The following is a 17,508-nucleotide window of genomic DNA, read 5'->3' as shown; positions in this document are numbered from 1 at the left end:
GTCTTTCAAGAGACCAGATCGACTCAAATCCGGTTCACGAAGCGACCCGATGTGAGTCGTGAATCTGGTCTACACTCTTGATCCTAGGCCAGAAGACGTGCGAGATCGCCATCGCGAATGGCGCGCTCCATCTCCTCGTCCAGGCTGCGCGCCATCTCTTCCATGAGACGGTGCCAGATTGCCGTGCGCTCGCCGCGCCCCAGGTTCTCGCGCACCGTGGTGCTGCGCTCCAGGCGAGCCTCAACGCTTCCGTCGGGTTCGCCGCTGGCATTGCGTGCCCGTAGGGCCAGCGAGATGCGCGCATCGTAGCGTTCGCTCTGTTCGCGGGTCACCAGCCCGCGCAGGCCGCTGCTGCGCGGCAGTGTCGTTTCAGTAACCGAGGCTTCGCGCAGCACCGCTTCGATTTCGCCCCCGCTGCCCACAGCCTGCAGGCGGTCGCGCACCCAGCGTTCCACCACGGTGGGCGGCGGATCGGGGAAGAGGTGCCCGACTTCAGGCGCCTCGCGCGGCTGCCGGCTTTCGTCCCGGAAGACGACCCGCGCTACATTAAGGCGCAAGGGCGCGCGGTGGCCGAAGCCGATCTGTGTGTAGTCGGGGCTGGGCGGCGGCGGCGGCGTGCAGGCGGCGATCAAGGGCAGCCCACCGGTGAGCAGAAGGGTGAAGGACAGGAAACTGCGGCGGCTTGTCATTCTTGTTGGTCCGAATTCTTGTTCGTGAAGTGTCCAGCCGCGGCTCGGCGCGTCGGTTCGGCACGCACCCGGCCGCCGCCAGCCAACCGTGGGCCAGTCAACCTTGCTGACGTGCTTTATCCACAGGTGGCGTGTTTTGGGACCGGCTGCAAGCTTTGGCGTCAATTCTTGCGGAGTAGCCGCCTTTCCCCTTCGCGCTTTCCTTACCCGCTTGCTTCTGGCAGAAACCATGCTTCAGCAGACAGTCGCCATGTAAGATCCTCGTGAACCCCTGCGCGTCGGGCCCCGAGTAGGTCCGTGCGCCCAGTCAGAGTGCCCGCATGCCCAAGCGTAACGACATCCAGTCCATTCTCATCGTCGGTGCCGGCCCCATCGTCATTGGACAGGCCTGCGAGTTCGACTATTCCGGAGCTCAGGCCTGCAAGGCGCTGCGAGAGGAGGGCTACCGGGTGATCCTGGTGAACTCCAATCCGGCGACGATCATGACCGATCCCGGGCTGGCGGATGCCACCTATGTAGAGCCGATCACGCCGGAGTTCCTGGAGAAGGTAATCGCGCGCGAGCGACCCGATGCACTGCTGCCCACCATGGGCGGCCAGACCGCGCTCAATGCCTCGCTGAAGCTCGCCGAACTGGGCATCCTGGAGCGCTACAACGTCGAGATGATCGGCGCCGATGCCGATGTGATCGATAAGGCCGAGGATCGGCAGCGCTTCCGCGAGACCATGGACGCCATCGGCCTGAAGAGCCCGGCCTCGCGCATGATCACCAGCTTCGATGCGGCCATGGACGCGCTCGACTTCGTCGGCCTGCCGGCGATCATCCGGCCGTCCTTCACGCTGGGCGGCACCGGCGGCGGCATCGCCTACAACCGCGAGGAATATGTCGAGATCGTCAAGAACGGGCTGCGGGCGAGCCCGACCAGCGAGGTGCTGATCGAGCAGTCGGTGCTGGGCTGGAAGGAGTACGAGATGGAGGTGGTCCGCGACAAGGCGGACAACTGCATCATCGTCTGCTCCATCGAGAACATCGACCCTATGGGCATCCACACGGGCGATTCCGTCACCGTGGCCCCGGCGCTGACCCTGACCGACAAGGAATATCAGATCATGCGCAATGCCTCGATTGCCTGCCTCAGGGCGATCGGGGTGGAGACTGGCGGATCCAACGTGCAGTTCGCCGTCGATCCCGCCACTGGGGAGATGGTGGTGATCGAGATGAACCCCCGGGTCTCGCGCTCCTCGGCGCTCGCCTCCAAGGCGACCGGCTTCCCCATTGCCAAGATCGCCGCCAAGCTGGCGGTCGGCTACACCCTGGACGAACTCGACAACGACATCACCAAGGTGACCCCGGCGTCCTTCGAGCCGACCATCGACTATGTCGTTACCAAGATGCCGCGCTTCACCTTCGAGAAGTTCAAGGGCACCCAGGCGCTGCTCTCGACCTCCATGAAGTCGGTGGGCGAGGCCATGGCCATCGGCCGCACCTTCCAGGAGTCGCTGCAGAAGGCCTTCCGTTCCATGGAAACCGGCCTCAGCGGCCTGGATGAGGTGGTGATCCCCGGCGCCCTCGATGAGGAGGGCCAGGTCGACCGCGAGGCCGTCCTGGGCTACCTCTCACAGTCCGTGCCGGAGCGGCTTCTGGCTGTGGCCCAGGCCATGCGCTACGGGCTCTCGGTGGAGGAAATTCACCGCGCCACGCAGATCGACCTTTGGTTCCTGCGCCAGATCGCCGGACTGGTGGATGCGGAGGCCGGACTGCGTCGCGACGGCCTGCCCCGGGAGCGGCGAGCCCTGCTGCGCCTCAAGTCCATGGGCTTCTCCGACGCCCGCCTTGCTGCGGTGACCGGGCAAACGGAGGCTGCCGTCGAGGCCGCACGGCTCAGCGTGGGGGTCCAGCCGGTCTACAAGCGCATCGACACCTGTGCCGCGGAGTTCCCTTCGCCCACGCCCTACATGTACTCCTGCTACGAGGGCCACGACTGGCGCGAGCCGGAGTGCGAGGCGGAGCCCAGCGAGCGCGAGAAGGTGATGATCCTGGGTGGCGGTCCGAACCGCATCGGCCAGGGCATTGAGTTCGACTACTGCTGTGTTCATGCCGCCTATGCCCTGAAGGAAGCCGGGTTCGAGGCCATCATGGTCAACTGCAACCCGGAAACCGTCTCCACCGACTATGACACCTCGGATCGCCTCTACTTCGAGCCCCTGACGGTCGAGGACACGCTGGCCATAGGCCGCCTGGAACAATCGCGCGGGACGCTGAAGGGCGTCATCGTGCAATTTGGTGGCCAGACGCCGTTGAAGCTGGCCCAGGCCCTGGAGACTGCCGGCCTGCCGATCCTGGGCACGGCGCCCGATGCCATCGACCGGGCCGAGGACCGCGAGCGCTTCCAGGCGCTGCTGCAAGAACTGAGCCTCAAGCAGCCGGCCAACGGCCTGGCGCGCTCCCTGGAGGAGGCGGTGGCGGAAGCCGAGCGCATCGGCTATCCGGTGCTGCTGCGCCCCTCATACGTGCTGGGCGGCCGGGCCATGGAGATCGTCCATGACGAGACAGAGCTGCGGCAGTACATCGCCACGGCGGTCCAGGTTTCCGGGCGCAACCCGGTGCTGATCGACTCCTACCTGCGCGATGCCACCGAGGTCGATGTGGATGCCGTCTGTGACGGAAAAGACGTTTTCGTCGCCGGCATCATGGAGCACATCGAGGAAGCCGGCATCCACTCCGGAGACAGCGGTTGCTCCCTGCCGCCCTATTCGCTCTCGCAGGAGATCGTCGAGGAGATCGAGCGGCAGACGGCGCAGCTTGCGCTTGCCCTGGGCGTCGTCGGGCTGATGAACGTGCAGTTCGCGGTGCAGGGCTCGGAGATCTACATCCTGGAGGTCAATCCGCGCGCCAGCCGCACCGTGCCCTTCGTGGCCAAGGCGACCGGCGTGCCCATCGCCAAGATTTCCGCCCAGGTCATGGCCGGGGCCAAGCTTGCCGACTTCAACCTTGCCCGCTCCAAGCGCGAGCATGTTGCGGTGAAAGAAGCGGTCTTCCCCTTCGCGCGCTTCCCTGGCGTCGACGTGGTGCTGGGACCGGAGATGAAGTCCACCGGTGAGGTGATGGGCATCGACCGGGACTTTGCCCGGGCCTTTCTCAAGTCACAGCTCGGCGCCGGCGTCAAACTGCCGTCCGAGGGCCGCGTTTTCATCTCCGTGAAGGATGGCGATAAACCCTTCGCGGCCCAGCTGGCGCGCCAGCTCATCGAGATTGGCTTCTCGGTCATAGCCACTGCAGGGACGGCTGCATATCTGGAGTCGCAAGGCATTGCGGCCGAGTTCGTCCATAAGGTGCGTGACGGCAATCGACCTCACGTTGTGGACCGGATGATCGACGGCGACGTCCAACTTGTGATAAACACCACGGAAGATCGCAAGGCTGTGGCGGATTCCTTCTCGCTTCGCCGCAGCGCTTTGACGAACTCCGTGCCCTACTATACGACCATGGCGGGGGCGGAGGCTGCGGTACAGGCGATTAGCGCCGCGCGTGGCGGGCTGCTTGAAGTGGCTCCGCTTCAGTCATACTTTAAAGGAGCGTTCTGACCGCCCCTGCGGTCGGAACGCACGTTTTTTCGGCCACCCCAAAGGGTCGGCACGCTTGCCAGGAGGGTTTCCGAAGGGCGATGAGCGAAAAATTTCCCATGACAGCCGAAGGCTTTGCCCGGCTGGAAGAAGAATTGCGTCACCTCAAGACCGTTGCGCGGCCCGAGGTGATCAAGGCCATTGCCGAGGCACGCGAGCACGGTGACCTCTCGGAGAATGCCGAGTACCACGCCGCGCGTGAGCGCCAATCCTTCATCGAGGGCCGCGTGGCCGAGCTTGAGGACAGGATCAGCCGTGCGCAGGTGATCGACCCGACAAAGCTGTCGGGCGACACGGTTAAGTTCGGCGCCACGGTGCGCGTGGTCGATGAGGACACCGACCAGGAAACCCAGTACCAGATCGTGGGTGAGACCGAGGCCGACGTGAAGGCCGGCCGCATCGCCGTCACCTCGCCCATTGCCCGGGCGCTGATTGGCAAGGCCGTGGGCGATTCCGTCGAGGTCACCACCCCCAAGGGCACCAAGGCCTACGAAATCCTCAACGTCCAATACGTTTGAGCCACGGATTACTGATCTGCTGGCCCGGGTATGGTTTCGCCAGGCCCAGGCTTGGCAGGATCGGCGTCATTCCATCTCCGCACGCAGTTTCTGGCGCAACACGTCGATGGGCACGGCGCGGCCTTCCACATCGAGATGCCAGAAGGACCAGCCGTTGCACGCCGGCGCGCCCTGCAGGGCGGCGCCCACCTGGTGGATCGAGCCGCGGTGATCGCCTTCCGGCCCGCTGGCGATCAGCGTGCCGTCGGAGCGCACCTTGGCGCAGTGCCGGCGACCGGGACCGTAGAGCAGGGTGCCCGGCTCCAGCAAGCCACGCTCCACCAGCCAGCCGAAGGGCACCCGCGGCGCTTCGCGCTTAGGCTTGATCTCGATGAGGCTGGGGTCGGTCAGGGGCTCGACGCGGGCGATGCGCTCGCGGGCGATGCGGGCGTAGTCGTTGTCACGCTCCAGCCCGATCCAGCGCCGCCCCAGGCGCTTGGCCACGGCGCCGGTGGTGCCGCTGCCGAAGAAGGGGTCCAGCACCAACTGCCCCGGCCGTGTCGAAGCGAGCAACACGCGGTGCAGCAGGGCCTCCGGCTTTTGGGTCGAATGCTGCTTGCGTCCCTCCGCATCACGCAGGCGCTCGCCGCCGCTGCAGATCGGAATGTACCAGTCGCTGCGCATCTGCAGATCGTCGTTCAGCGCCTTCATGGACTCGTAGTTGAAGGTGTAGCGTGACTCCTGCGAACGCGCGGCCCAGATCAGCGTCTCGTGCGCGTTGGTGAAGCGCCGGCCGCGGAAGTTGGGCATGGGGTTGGACTTGCGCCAGATCACATCGTTGAGGATCCAGTAGCCACGATCCTGCAGCGCCGCGCCGACCCGGAAGATGTTGTGATAGCTGCCGATGACCCAGAGTGTGCCATCCGGCTTGAGCAGGCGCTGCGCCTCGGCGAGCCAGGCCCGGGTGAAGGCGTCGTATGTGGCCAGGTCGTCGAAACGGTCCCAGCTGTCCTCGACGCCGTCGACCCGGCTGTTGTTGGGCCGGTGCAGCTCGCCACCGAGCTGCAGATTGTAGGGCGGGTCGGCGAAGATCACGTCGACGCTAGCGTCGGGCAGGCTGCGCATCAGCTCGACGCAATCGCCCTCCAGCACCCGGTCCAGCGCCGCGTCCAATGCCGCCGCTCCGGCTTCCTTTCCCCCTTGGGATGCGGCACGTTTTCTTGCCGCTGCCCGCGCCGAAGCCTTGGTCACACCCGCCATAGTCTCTACCCCCGATCAAAGGCCCCTAGGCCATCTGCATGGTGTGCAGCATCCTACGACCGGGATTCCGGGTCAAGATTCTTGAGCGGACTCAGGCATTTGGGAGAGAAAGTTGACGTATGGGACTAAAAGAGCGCCGGTGATGCAGGCAAGGCCCTAGATCTAGTAGGGCGCGGCGATGCTCTGCGGTGCCATAGCCGCGATTGCGCTCCCAGCCGTATCCGGGAAAGGCTTCGGCGAGGTCTTCCATCTCGGCGTCGCGCGCCACCTTGGCCAGGATCGAGGCGGCGGCGACGGACCAGCTCAGATCGTCTCCGCCGACCAGGCAGCGATGCTCGCAAGGCAGCGCCGGGGCCTGCAGCCCATCGATCAAGGCCGCCTCGGGCACCACAGGCAGGGCGGCCACAGCCCGCTGCATGGCCAGCAGGCTGGCCTGCAGAATGTTGATCTCGTCGATTTCCGCCGGCGTTGCGCTGGCGATGGCGGTCGCGGCGTAATCGGGGATGGCTGCAGCAAGCTCTTCGCGGCGCCGGGCCGTGAGTTTCTTGGAATCCTGCAGGTCCCGACGCAGCGTTTGCGGCAGCGCCTTGAGATCCAGAACGACGGCTGCCGCTGTCACCGGTCCAGCCAGGGGGCCGCGGCCCACCTCGTCCACACCAACGACAAGGCGCCCATGAAGGGCGCCCAATTCGATCTCGTAGCGATCGTCCGGCATTCCGTCTGCTCTCGCGGCCTCTCCGGCCCCAGCGATACTGCAGCGGTCTGCCGCGTTCAACGGCATAGAGCAGATCACATCAAATCTGAGTCACCCGCCGGGGTTCGGATTTGGTGCGTGCCTCTCCCTCTTTGCGCAAGAAAAAGACCGGATCGCATTCAACCTGGATCCGGTTGGATCAGATGGAATGCGATCCGGTCTTGCGACTTCAGGCCGGCGGATGTGTCGCGGCAATTTGCAGCGACGGCACATCCGCCGGCCCCGACCCTTAACGGGTCACGCCGCCATCCCGTGCCCGTCGCTCCAGGCCTGGGTCTGCTTGCAATTCGGGCAGATGCGCTCGCCCGACCACTGAGAGCGGAACTCGTTGCGGCACATCAGACACTTGCGCGTCTTGGAGACGTGCGGACGGTCGCTCTCCGGCTTCTTGACTGTCTCACTGCGATTTCTGGCCATCGGATCTCTCCCAAGCCCTTGCCATACGGATCATTCGTGGATGGCTTCGGTATATAAAGAAGATTCATGTGTCATCAAAGCATCATATCGCAGCGCAGCATTGCGTTCTGCGAATAACCGATCTGCCCTAGCGGCTAAGTCTTTCAAATGGAAGACTAAAACAGGGTCATCTGCCCTTCGGGGCCTGGTGCTTTGAAGCGACTTATATCGAGATCCCAACTGCGTTTGTCCAGACCCAGCCGGCGCAAAGCTAGGGAAAATCGCCGGGCGAGAAGGAAGGCGTAGGGCCCTTCGCCGCGCATGCGGCTGCCGAAACGCGCGTCGTAAAGGGCGCCGCCGCGGGTGTCGCGCAGCAGGTTCAGAACCTTTGCCTTGCGCTGCGGAAAATGCGCCTCCAACCACTGCTTGAACAGCGGGCCCAGTTCCCGCGGCAGGCGCAGAAGGATCCAGGAGGCCCGGTCCGCCCCGGCCTCGGCGCCGGCTTCGAGAATGGCTTCCATCTCCATGTCGTTGATGGCCGGGATCATGGGCGCAGCCAGCACGGCCACCGGCACTCCGGCCTCTGTAAGCCGGCGCAGGGCCTCCAGTCGCCGTTTCGGCTGCGCCGCGCGGGGCTCGAGAATGCGCGCCAGCGTGCCGTCCAGCGTGGTGATCGAGAGACAGACCCGCACCAGGCCCTCGCGCGCCATGGGGGCGAGAATGTCCAGGTCGCGCAGGACCAGGGCGGACTTGGTGATGATGGAGACGGGGTGGTTGGCCTCAGCAAGCACCTGCAGCAGGCCGCGGGTGATCTCGAGCTTGCGCTCCACCGGCTGGTAAGGGTCGGTGTTGGCGCCCAGCGCCAGGGTGGAGGGCTTGTAGCCACGCTTGCGCAGGGCTTCGCGCAGCAACTGCGGCGCCTGATGCTTGGCGAAGAGCCGGGTTTCGAAATCCAGCCCGGGGGAGAGTCCGAGGTAAGCATGGCTGGGCCGGGCAAAGCAGTAGACGCAGCCGTGCTCGCAGCCACGGTAGGGATTGATCGAGCGCTCGAAAGGCACGTCCGGGCTGTCGTTGCGTGCCAGGATGCTGCGACTGGCGTCGGGCAGGACGCTGGTCGCGGGCCGCTCCTCCAGTTCCTCGGGATCGAGCCACCAGCCGTCCCAGGTGGCTTCGCGCTCGTAGGCTTCGAAGCGGCCGGTGGGATTGCCCACCGCGCCGCGCCCCTTGATCGCCTGTTCCGGTCGCCGCTCGTCCATGTCCGCAGCATAGGTTCAAAACAAGAACAAACGCAATACGGAAGTCGCGTCAGTCTTCGCGCGTCTCGGCAAGTTGCTGCTCCAGCGCCTCCGGATCCTCGGCGTCAATGACGCGGCGGGCCAGGGTGCCAGGGAAGCCTTGCCGCCCGAGGGCGGCCAGATCGCGCTGGCGCCGCTCCGCCCGCTGTTCCGGGGCGCGCCAAGGGCCCAGGCGCCGTCTGCGGGCAAAGGCAATCGCGGCGGCCAGTTCCTCGTCGCCCGGCGTTTCCTGCGCCACGGCTGCCAGCGCCTGCTGCGCCAGATCCCCGGTAATCCCCTTGGTTGCGAGGCGGGCGCGCACGCCGGCCGCGGAGGCGCCGCGCCGCCGCAGAGCCCGGGCGCGCGATTCGGCGAAGGCGGCATCGTTGACCAGGCCGCGTTCCTGCAGCCGGGTGATCAAGCTCTCCACTGCTGCCGCGCCCTCCGCTGGATCGGTCCCGTGCGCTTCGGCGGAGCGGGCCACCTTGCGCAGCAGCACGCGGCGCAGGCTGGACGAGGAGCTGGCGTAGCGCTCCAGGTAGAAGAGGGCCGCGCGTTCGAGGTAGTCGGGCGTTGCCTTACGGGGCGCGCGCCTGCGAGTCTTGGCTTTGTCCGACATGCATGCGCCTCCTGCAAGTGACCCATGGCGCCAGCGGCCTTGTTCCGCTGGAGATGCGGCGTTATGTCCAGGCCATGATCGACAGCAACCCGTCTGCCCCGCCCGCGGCCACGCCGCCGGCGCCGCGGCAACTCGGCCAGATCAACTGGCTCGGCCTCTGGACCCTCTATCTGAAGGAGGTGCGCCGTTTCCTCAACGTCATTACCCAGACGGTGATGGCGCCTGTGGTGACGGCGCTGCTGTTCCTGGCGATCTTCACCCTGGCGCTGGGGCGTGGCTCCATGGTGGTGCATGGCCTGCCCTATGCGCTCTTCCTGGCGCCGGGGCTGATCACCATGACCATGCTCCAGAACTCCTTCGCCAACACCTCCTCCTCGGTGCTGATCTCCAAGGTGCAGGGTAACATCGTAGATGTTCTGATGCCCCCGCTCTCCACCTTCGAGTTCACACTGGCCTATGCCGCGGCGGGTGTGACGCGCGGCCTGCTGGTGGGGCTGGCGACGGGTCTGGCGATGCTGCCCTTCGTGCCGCTCGGCCTGAACGCGCCGCATGCGGTGCTGTGGTACGCGCTCAATGCCTCGTTGATGCTGGCGCTCCTGGGTTTGATCGGCGGCATCTGGGCAGAGAAGTTCGATCACATCGCAGCCGTGACCAACTTCGTCGTCGTGCCGCTGTCCTTCCTGTCCGGCACCTTCTATTCGGTCGAGCGCCTGCCGGAAGAGTGGTCCTTTGTCGCCCACTTCAATCCCTTCTTCTACCTGATCGACGGCCTGCGCTTTGGCCTCGTCGGTGTGCATGACGGCAATCTCATCTTCGGCGCCATCCTGGTGGGGGTTGTCAATCTGCTGCTCTGGGCGCTGGCCTACCGCCTGGTGGCCAGCGGGTACAAGCTGAAGCCGTGAAGCCGCAGGCTCTCCCTGAGCCCGCCGGCTGGCGGCCGCCGCGCAACTGGGGGCGGATCGGCTGGCCGGCGCTCTGGGCGCTCTACCGGCGGGAGTTGCTGCGCTACCTGCGCATCGCTCCGGAAAGCCTGGGCGGCGCCCTGATTTCCTCTCTGCTGTTCCTTGCCGTCTTCACCCTGGCGTGGCCGGATCGTCTACAGCTGCAGCCCGGGGTGTCGGCCCTGGTCTTTCTGGCCCCCGGCATTGCGGGCTATGCACTCTTCCACAATGCCTTCGAGAACGCGGCCTTCGGCCTGCTCTACGACAAGCTTGAGGGCATGCTTGGCGACATCCTGATGGCGCCGCTGACCCCGGCGGAGATTCTCTGCGCCTATGTCGCCGCGGCGGCCACCGGCGGCTTAATCACCGGCAGCGCGGTGCTGCTCGTACTGGCGCTGTTCATGCCGCTTCCGCTGCCGGCCTTGTTGCCGGTGCTCGCCTTTGCGGTTCTGGGCACGCTCTTTTTCGCCCTGCTGGGGTTTCTGACCGGCATGTGGGCGGAAAAGTGGGATCGCTATGCGGTGGTCGACACCTTCCTGGTCATGCCACTGGGCATGCTCTCTGGCAGCTTCTTCACGCCGGCGATCTTGCCGGAAACCGCGCGCTGGATCATGCAGGTCAATCCTGTTTTCTACCTGATCGACGGCTTTCGCAGTGGCTTCACCGGCGTTTCGGAGGTGTCGCCGCTGTTCGGGTTCGCCCTCGGGCTTGTCCTGACGATAGGTCTGGGAGCGTTGGTCTGGCGCCTGCTGCGGCGCGGTTGGCGGGTGCAGAGCTGACCGGGCCGCGTCAGGCGGCTGCCTTGCCGTCCCGGCGGGTCAGCAGGCAGCCCGCCCCCAGAAGCACGAGCAGTATCGGCACCCACCAGCGGCCCAGGCGGGCATAGATCGTGGGCGGCAGTGGGGTGGGAAGTGGCGAATCGGCGGCGGCCACCGCGTCCTGCTCCAGACGAACCAGCGTTCGGCCGTAGGGATCGACCACGGCGCTGATGCCGTTGTTGGCGACGCGCACCAGCGGCAGCCCCTCCTCCACGGCACGCAGGCGTGCGCTGGCGAAGTGCTGATGCGGGCCGGAAGAGCGGCCGAACCAGGCATCGTTGGTCAGGTTCAGCAGCCATTGGGGGCGCGGGGCATCAGTGGCCGTGACCCGGCCGGAGAAGATGATCTCGTAGCAGACCAAAAGGCTGGCCGGCGGCAGGCCGGGCAGCGCGGCCGTCGTCAGACCGGGGCCGGAGGAAAAATCCATGCTGCCGGCGGTGATCTTGTCCATGCCGAACCAGCCCAGAAAATCGCGCAAGGGCAGGTATTCGCCAAAGGGGACGAGGTGAAACTTGTCGTAACGCAGCCGCGTCTCGCCCTGCTCATCCAGGGCATAGATCGAGTTGTAGACCTGCAGGTCGCCGCTGTCGGTCTCTTCGTAAGCGGGCGCGCCTGAGATCAGCAGGCCGTCAGGCGGTACCAGCTCGCCCAGCGCCTCGGCCAAAGCCGGCTCATGATTGAGGTACCAGGGCAGGGCGGTCTCGGCCCAGATGATGTGGGTCGGAGGCGTTGGTGCCGCTTGCCGGGAGAGGCGGACATGCTCCTGCAGGTGCTGCTGCCGCAGCTCGCCCTGCCATTTTTCGTGCTGCGGGATCGAGGGCTGGACGAGGCGCAGGGACACGTCCGGCTGTATCGCTTCGCCAGGGCTCGGCGCCTGGGCCAGGCGCAGCGTGCCGTAGCCCAGCGCCAGCAGCGGGAGCAGCCAGCAGAGCGCCAGGAAACCCAAGCCACGCCGCAGCGACAGGCAGCCGGTGCCGGCCAGCACCGCCGGCGCGGCCGCGGCCAGCAGAGTGAGGACGGTGAGGCCCCAGACACCCGTGACCGCTGCGATCTGCAAGGGTGCCGGGTCTAGGCTCCAGACGCTACCCAGCAGGTTCCAGGGAAAGCCGGTGAGCAAGACCGAGCGGGCAAACTCGGCCGCAAGCCAGACAAGAGCCAGGAGCAAAACCCGGGCACGCCCCTGCAGCCCACTCTGCCAGACGGCCCAGAGGGCCAGACCGGTAAAGAGCGCCAGGCCGCCCGACAGTCCCAACACCGAGACCGGCATGAACCAGCCGAACTGCGCCAGATCGACCGTCATGGCGATCCCGACCCAGTAGAGGCCGGCGGCGAAGTAGCCCAGCCCGAAGCACCAGCCCAGCGCAAAGGCCTGGCGTCGGTCGCGCGCGCCGTCCAGCAGCCAGAGCAGGCTGGTGAATGCGGGAATGAGCAGCGGCAGCAGGAAGAGCGGCGGCAGTGCCGTCGCCGTCAGCAGGCCGCAAAGCAGCGCCACGCCGGCCCGCCGCCAGGGCGACAGTCCCGCCAGACGCTGGGCGAAGCCTTCCAGACCCCTGACCCGACTGGGTGAGGCAGGTGTCAGGTCGTCCGACCTCGTCACCCTGCTCCGGCCTCGCGCAATGCAGGCAGGTTGCGCAAGCGCAGGCGCTTGATGCGCCGGGGATCGGCCTGGAGCACCTCGAAGGTGACACCCGAGGCATGTTCTACCAGCTCACCGCGCCCCGGGATGCGCCCCGCGATGTAGAACACCAGTCCGCCCAGCGTATCAATATCCTCGTCATGCTCTTCTTCGGTGAGGATCGGGCCGACCAGCTTTTCGAAGTCCTCGATGGGCGTACGGGCGTCGGCGAGCAGGGTGCCATCCGGCCGCCAGGCCATCTTCGGCGCCTCGACCACGTCGTGCTCGTCCTCGATCTCGCCGACGATCTCCTCCACCAGGTCCTCCGCCGTGACCAAGCCGTCGATGCCGCCGAACTCGTCGACCACCAGGGCCAGGTGGCTGCGCTTCAGGCGCATGTCCAGCAGCAGGTCGAGCACCCGCATGGAGGGCGCGACGAACTCCGCCGGCCGGAGGATGTTGCCGAGACGGAAGGCATTGCCCTGGCGGCTGACCGCAAGCACGTCCTTGATATGAACCATGCCGACGATGTCATCCAAGGACTCGCGAAAAACCGGCAACCGGCTGTGGCCGCCTTCGGCAATGGTTTCCAGCACCCGGTCGAAATCGGCATCGAGGGGCAGGGCGACGATGTCCGCGCGCGGCACCATCACGTCGTAGGCCGTGAGGTGGCGCAGCTTGAAGATGTTGCCCAGCAGCATCCGCTCATGGGTGCCAATCGGCGTCGCATCCTCATCGTCCTGGTCTTCGATTTCGCCGATGATCTCCTCCAGGGTCTCGCGCAGTTGTTGGCTGTCGCCGTTGCGCCCGCGCAGGCGCCCCATGATCCAACCCACAGCACGCTTGAGGGCTCCCGGCTCTTCGCCCTTGCCGTTGCGCCCGCCGTTTCTGCACGCGCGTTCATGTTCCTCTGAGGGCTCCGTCTCCGGCACGGGGCGCGGCGCCGTTTCCGCCGGCTTGGAGCCGGAAGGACCTGAGGTGCCGGGGGAGCCCACGGTGCTACTCGGAGGCTCTTCGCCTTCGGACCTGTTCACGTCGTCTCCTGCTCTTTCAAACTGTTGAATCATAGCCTTTCACTGCTCGTTGGTTCCACTCGCCCGGTCACAGCCTGAGCTGCCTCGCTGGTCTCGCCCTCGGCATAGGGGTCGGCGATGCCCAGTTCCGCCAGCAGCTGCACTTCCAGGGCCTCCATGGCCTCGGCTTCGCCTGGCTCCTCGTGATCGTGGCCCAGCAGGTGCAGCACCCCGTGCACCACCAGATGGGTGGCATGGTCGGCCAAGCTCTTGCCCTGCTCTTGCGCTTCCCGGCGGCAGGTCTCGAAGGCTAGGGAAACATCGCCCAGCGAGCGCCCGCCCTCTGGCAGCGCCGTGCCGTCGGGGAAAGACAGGACATTTGTGGAGCTGTCGCGCCCGCGCCACAGGCTGTTCAGTTCCTGCTGGCTTTCGTCATCGGTGAGCAAAAGCGAAAGCTCGTCCCGGCCCGCAGGCGAGAGCGCACCGCTCTGCCGCAGGGTGAGTGCCGCAGCCTGTCGCAAGCGGGTCAGGGGGCGGGGAAAGGCACGTCGCCAGGCGGGAGCCTCACAAAGTACGGCGATGCGTGGTTCCGGCGCCTGGGCGCCACGGCGTCCTGAAGGAGCGGTGGTCATGGTCGTTCGAAGAGATCTGCCTCCTGCGCCAGCCCGGCGTCGCGGGCGGCATAGGCCTGGACGATGCGGGTGACCAGCTTGTGGCGCACCACATCGGCGTCTGTGAACTGCACGAAGGTCACACTGTCGATGCCGGCCAACAGGTCGGCGGCGTCGCGCAGGCCGGAACGCTGGCCGCGCGGCAGGTCGACTTGGCTGAGATCGCCGGTCACCACCATGCGGCTGTTCTCGCCCAGGCGGGTGAGGAACATCTTCATCTGGGTCGGCGTGGTGTTCTGGGCCTCGTCCAAGATGATGAAGGCGTTGGACAGGGTACGCCCACGCATGAAGGCCAGCGGCGCGATCTCGATTTCCCCGGTTTCCAAGCGCTTGATCACCTGATCGCCCGGCATCAGATCGTGCAGCGCGTCGTAGAGCGGCCGCAGATAGGGGTCGACCTTCTCCTTCATGTCCCCCGGCAGGAAGCCCAGGCGTTCTCCGGCTTCGACGGCGGGGCGCGAGAGGATAAGACGGTCCACCTTACCGCTCAGCAGCCAAGTCACGGCCATGGCAACCGCAAGATAGGTCTTGCCGGTGCCGGCCGGCCCCAGCCCGAAAACCAGTTCATTGGCAAAGAGCGCCTTCAGGTAAGTTACCTGACCCGCCGAGCGCGGAGTCACGTGGCGCTTCTTGGTGACCAGAGCCAGTTCCTTGCCGTGCATGGCCTGAAGGCCGGCATCACGGCTTTGGCTCAGCGCCATGCGGGCGGCGGCATCGACCTCGGCATTGCCCACGGCCATGCCCTTCTTCAAGCGTTCATAGAGCGCGCCCAAGGCCTCGCCGGCAGCCTGGCGGGAGTCTTCTGGCCCGGTGACGGTGACGTTGTTGCCGAAGGAGGCCAGGCTGACTCCGAGCTGCTGCTCCAGGCGCGTCAGGTTTTCATCATGCTGGCCGAACAGCAGTGGCAGCAGGGAGTTGTCGTCGAACTGCAGTTGCAGTGCGTCGCGGGTCAAGCCATCGCCCTCGTTGCTGCTCCCGCCGCCGATTGCGGCGGCTCTACGACATTCATGTCATTGCCCTCGCTCAAGGTGACCACGCGGCCGATCAGGGAGTTGGGGTGGGCTTCCAGCACATCCACATCCACCAGATGACCGAGCAGGCGCGCCGGCGCTTCGACCACGACGGACTGCATCCAGGGGCTGCGGCCTACGAGCTGGCCCGGATGCTTGGCGGCGCGTTCCAGCAGCACCGGCACCCGTTGGCCGACGCTCTTGCGGTTGAAGGCTTGCTGCTGCTCGTTCAGGAGCTGCTGCAGCATGGCAAGGCGTTCGGACTTGACCGCTTCCGGCACGGACTGAGCAGCGCCGGCTGCAGGAGTGCCCGGCCGGGCCGAGTACTTGAAGGAATAGGCCTGGGCGTAGCCGACTTCGGTGACGAGGCGCAGCGTGTCGCCGAAGTCGCGGTCGCTTTCCCCGGGAAAGCCGACGATGAAATCGCTCGACAGAGCGAGATCCGGTCGCGCCTCGCGCAACTGCTCCACAACACGGTGATAGAAGGCGGCGTCGTGCCGCCGGTTCATGGCGTCGAGAATGCGGTCAGAGCCCGATTGCACCGGCAGATGCAGGAAGGGCATGAGCTTGGCTTCGTCGCGGTGCGCGGCGATGAGCTCGGCGTCCACGTCGCGCGGGTGTGAGGTGGTGTAGCGCAAGCGCTCCAGCCCCTCGAACTCCGCCAGGCGCCGCAGCAGCCGCCCGAGCCCCCACTCACGTCCATCCGGCCCCTCACCGTGATAGGCGTTGACGTTCTGGCCCAGCAGCGTGATCTCGATCACCCCAGCCTTCACCAGGCGCTCGGCCTCGGCCAGGATATCCACCACAGGCCGGGAGACCTCGGCGCCGCGCGTGTAAGGCACCACACAGAAGGCGCAGAACTTGTCGCAGCCTTCCTGCACGGAAAGGAAAGCCGCGGCGCCAGGTGAGGCGGATTCCTCGGGCAGGAAATCGAATTTGGATTCAGTCGGAAATTCCGTGTCCACCAGAGCCTTGCGGTCTTCCCCGGCCAAGGCACGGGTCACCAGGCCGGGCAGGCGGTGATAGGTCTGTGGCCCGACCACCAAGTCCACCTGTGGCGCGCGGCGCACGATCTCCTCACCTTCGGCCTGGGCGACGCAGCCGGCCACACCGATCAAGAGCCGGCGGCCCTCCTCGGCTGCGGCGTTCTGCAGGGCGCGCAGACGACCCAGTTCGGAAAAGACCTTCTCGCTGGCCTTCTCGCGGATATGGCAGGTGTTCAGCAGGATGAGGTCCGCGCCTTCGGCGGACTCGCACTGGCTATAGCCCAATGGTGCCAGACTGTCCGCCATGCGGGCGGAGTCGTAGACATTCATCTGGCACCCGTAGGTCTTGATGTAGACTCTTTTGCTCGACACGCTCCGTCCTGCCAATCCGGGAAGCGGGCCACGCGGCCCTGCTCCCTTATTCAAAATGTTTAGCACAAAATTTGCGGCGCTTCATCCGCTTCAACCGCCCGCCGGCTGTGGCGGGTGAGTGGTCGGAGACTTCCGCGCCACGCGCCGCAGGCCCAGTCGACGCCGTTCCGGTATGCCCACTTTGCCCGCCAAGGCGTCGGCGACTCCCTGGGCCACGACCCGGTGGCAATGCTCGGCCAGCGCCTTGCGCGAACCATAGTCGCGCAGGGTTACGGGCTCATGGAACTGGACCACCACGGTGACCATGCCCATGCCCAGGGCTTCCCATGCATGCCCCGGCAAGCTCATGTCACCGTACCAAGCAAAATAGGGACGCAGGAAGCGGCCCATGGGCATGCCGTCCAGTCGCGTGTAGGTGATGGAGACGGGCTGAACCGTCAAGGGCTCACCACCCTCCACTTCTCGCTCCGCGACCGCAAACAGCGCCGACTTGAAGGGCAGTACGCGGTTCCCGTCGCTGCTGGTGCCCTCGGCAAAGAGTACCAGATCGTCGCGCGCAGCGAGGCGGGCAGCGATCTCGTCACGCTGTCCTCCGGTCTGTGAGCGACGGCGGTCGACGAAGACCGAGCGCTGCAGCTTGGCGAGCCAGGAGAAGAAGGGCCAACTGGCGATCTCCGCCTTGGCGATGAAGGAGGCGCGCAGCAGCGATCCCAGCACGGGGATGTCGAAGTAGGACACGTGGTTGGCCACATAGAGCACCGGGTGCTCCTGCACGGCCTTGCCCACTTCCAGCACCTTGATGCCAAGCAGGCGGCAGCCGCGGCGGTGAAAGCGATAGGGCAGCTCCCGGGCCAGACGGGTGCTGAAGAGCAGGAAGAAGGCCTGAACCGGCATGAGGGCCAGGGTAAAGCCGAGATAGAGCAGCGTCCGACGCAAAGCCCGCAGCGGCGAGGAGTAGCCCCCTTCCATG

16 protein-coding genes are annotated in these 17,508 nt (G+C 66.0%); 4 read left to right on the top strand and 12 right to left on the bottom strand.

Annotated elements, in window-relative coordinates:
• Positions 1-83: 83 nt before the first annotated feature.
• Complete coding sequence (locus P2G67_RS05885; RefSeq protein ID WP_275820987.1) at positions 84-689, bottom strand: hypothetical protein; 606 nt, start codon at positions 687-689, stop codon at positions 84-86.
• A 320-nt stretch (positions 690-1,009) separates the two neighbouring features.
• On the opposite strand from P2G67_RS05885, the gene carB reads away from it, so the two are divergent.
• Together carB and greA are read left to right on the top strand one after the other, a co-directional pair.
• Complete coding sequence (gene carB, locus P2G67_RS05880) at positions 1,010-4,273, top strand: carbamoyl-phosphate synthase large subunit (protein WP_275820985.1); 3,264 nt, start codon at positions 1,010-1,012, stop codon at positions 4,271-4,273.
• Between the two features lie 80 nt (positions 4,274-4,353).
• Entirely contained in the window at positions 4,354-4,830 is a 477-nt protein-coding gene (gene greA / locus P2G67_RS05875; RefSeq protein ID WP_275820983.1) for a transcription elongation factor GreA, read from the top strand.
• A 66-nt stretch (positions 4,831-4,896) separates the two neighbouring features.
• On the opposite strand, the gene P2G67_RS05870 is transcribed toward greA, so the two are convergent.
• The 5 genes from P2G67_RS05870 to P2G67_RS05850 form a co-directional block, all read right to left on the bottom strand.
• Positions 4,897-5,934, bottom strand: a complete 1,038-nt coding sequence (locus P2G67_RS05870; protein WP_275821469.1) for a site-specific DNA-methyltransferase — start codon at positions 5,932-5,934, stop codon at positions 4,897-4,899.
• Positions 5,935-6,160: 226 nt separating this feature from the next.
• Positions 6,161-6,784 carry a ribonuclease HII gene (gene rnhB, locus P2G67_RS05865; RefSeq protein ID WP_275820981.1) on the bottom strand — a complete coding sequence of 208 codons (624 nt, stop codon included), beginning with the start codon at positions 6,782-6,784 and terminating at the stop codon, positions 6,161-6,163.
• A gap of 276 nt (positions 6,785-7,060) precedes the next feature.
• Positions 7,061-7,240 carry a hypothetical protein gene (locus tag P2G67_RS05860; RefSeq protein ID WP_275820979.1) on the bottom strand — a complete coding sequence of 60 codons (180 nt, stop codon included), beginning with the start codon at positions 7,238-7,240 and terminating at the stop codon, positions 7,061-7,063.
• A 155-nt stretch (positions 7,241-7,395) separates the two neighbouring features.
• On the bottom strand, positions 7,396-8,475 hold the full coding sequence (locus P2G67_RS05855) for a PA0069 family radical SAM protein (protein WP_275820977.1): 1,080 nt from the start codon (positions 8,473-8,475) through the stop codon (positions 7,396-7,398).
• A gap of 49 nt (positions 8,476-8,524) precedes the next feature.
• Positions 8,525-9,112: a RecX family transcriptional regulator gene (locus P2G67_RS05850; RefSeq protein ID WP_275820975.1), complete on the bottom strand. Its 588-nt coding sequence runs from the start codon at positions 9,110-9,112 to the stop codon at positions 8,525-8,527.
• 74 nt (positions 9,113-9,186) lie between these two features.
• Between P2G67_RS05850 and P2G67_RS05845 the strand changes: the two genes are divergently transcribed.
• The gene (locus tag P2G67_RS05845; protein ID WP_322099659.1) at positions 9,187-10,014 is read left to right on the top strand and encodes an ABC transporter permease; all 828 of its coding nucleotides are present in this window, start codon (positions 9,187-9,189) and stop codon (positions 10,012-10,014) included.
• On the top strand, positions 10,011-10,832 hold the full coding sequence (locus P2G67_RS05840; protein WP_275820971.1) for an ABC transporter permease: 822 nt from the start codon (positions 10,011-10,013) through the stop codon (positions 10,830-10,832). Before P2G67_RS05845 ends, P2G67_RS05840 begins: the two co-directional genes overlap by 4 nt.
• Positions 10,833-10,842: 10 nt before the next feature.
• Here the strand turns inward: P2G67_RS05840 and lnt are convergent, their stop codons facing one another.
• The 6 genes from lnt to P2G67_RS05810 all read right to left on the bottom strand — a co-directional run bounded on the left by lnt (position 10,843) and on the right by P2G67_RS05810 (position 17,507).
• Entirely contained in the window at positions 10,843-12,468 is a 1,626-nt protein-coding gene (gene lnt, locus P2G67_RS05835; protein WP_275820969.1) for an apolipoprotein N-acyltransferase, read from the bottom strand.
• Positions 12,465-13,520 (bottom strand): hemolysin family protein, encoded by a 1,056-nt coding sequence (locus tag P2G67_RS05830; protein WP_275820967.1) that lies wholly within the window; start codon positions 13,518-13,520, stop codon positions 12,465-12,467. The genes lnt and P2G67_RS05830 overlap by 4 nt, the downstream gene beginning before the upstream one ends.
• A gap of 29 nt (positions 13,521-13,549) precedes the next feature.
• Positions 13,550-14,131: an rRNA maturation RNase YbeY gene (gene ybeY, locus P2G67_RS05825; RefSeq protein WP_275820965.1), complete on the bottom strand. Its 582-nt coding sequence runs from the start codon at positions 14,129-14,131 to the stop codon at positions 13,550-13,552.
• Entirely contained in the window at positions 14,128-15,123 is a 996-nt protein-coding gene (locus P2G67_RS05820; RefSeq protein WP_275820963.1) for a PhoH family protein, read from the bottom strand. The genes ybeY and P2G67_RS05820 overlap by 4 nt, the downstream gene beginning before the upstream one ends.
• Positions 15,120-16,538, bottom strand: coding sequence for a tRNA (N6-isopentenyl adenosine(37)-C2)-methylthiotransferase MiaB (miaB, locus tag P2G67_RS05815; protein WP_275820961.1), 1,419 nt, complete (start codon positions 16,536-16,538; stop codon positions 15,120-15,122). Before miaB ends, P2G67_RS05820 begins: the two co-directional genes overlap by 4 nt.
• A 90-nt stretch (positions 16,539-16,628) precedes the next feature.
• Positions 16,629-17,507, bottom strand: a complete 879-nt coding sequence (locus P2G67_RS05810; protein WP_275820959.1) for a lysophospholipid acyltransferase family protein — start codon at positions 17,505-17,507, stop codon at positions 16,629-16,631.
• Between the last annotated feature and the right edge of the window lies 1 nt (position 17,508).

This window comes from Aquibaculum arenosum (genome assembly GCF_029222965.1).
GTDB classification, from domain to species: Bacteria; Pseudomonadota; Alphaproteobacteria; order Kiloniellales; family DSM-21159; genus Aquibaculum; species Aquibaculum arenosum.
This window is presented reverse-complemented; position numbering and strand designations above follow the sequence as displayed.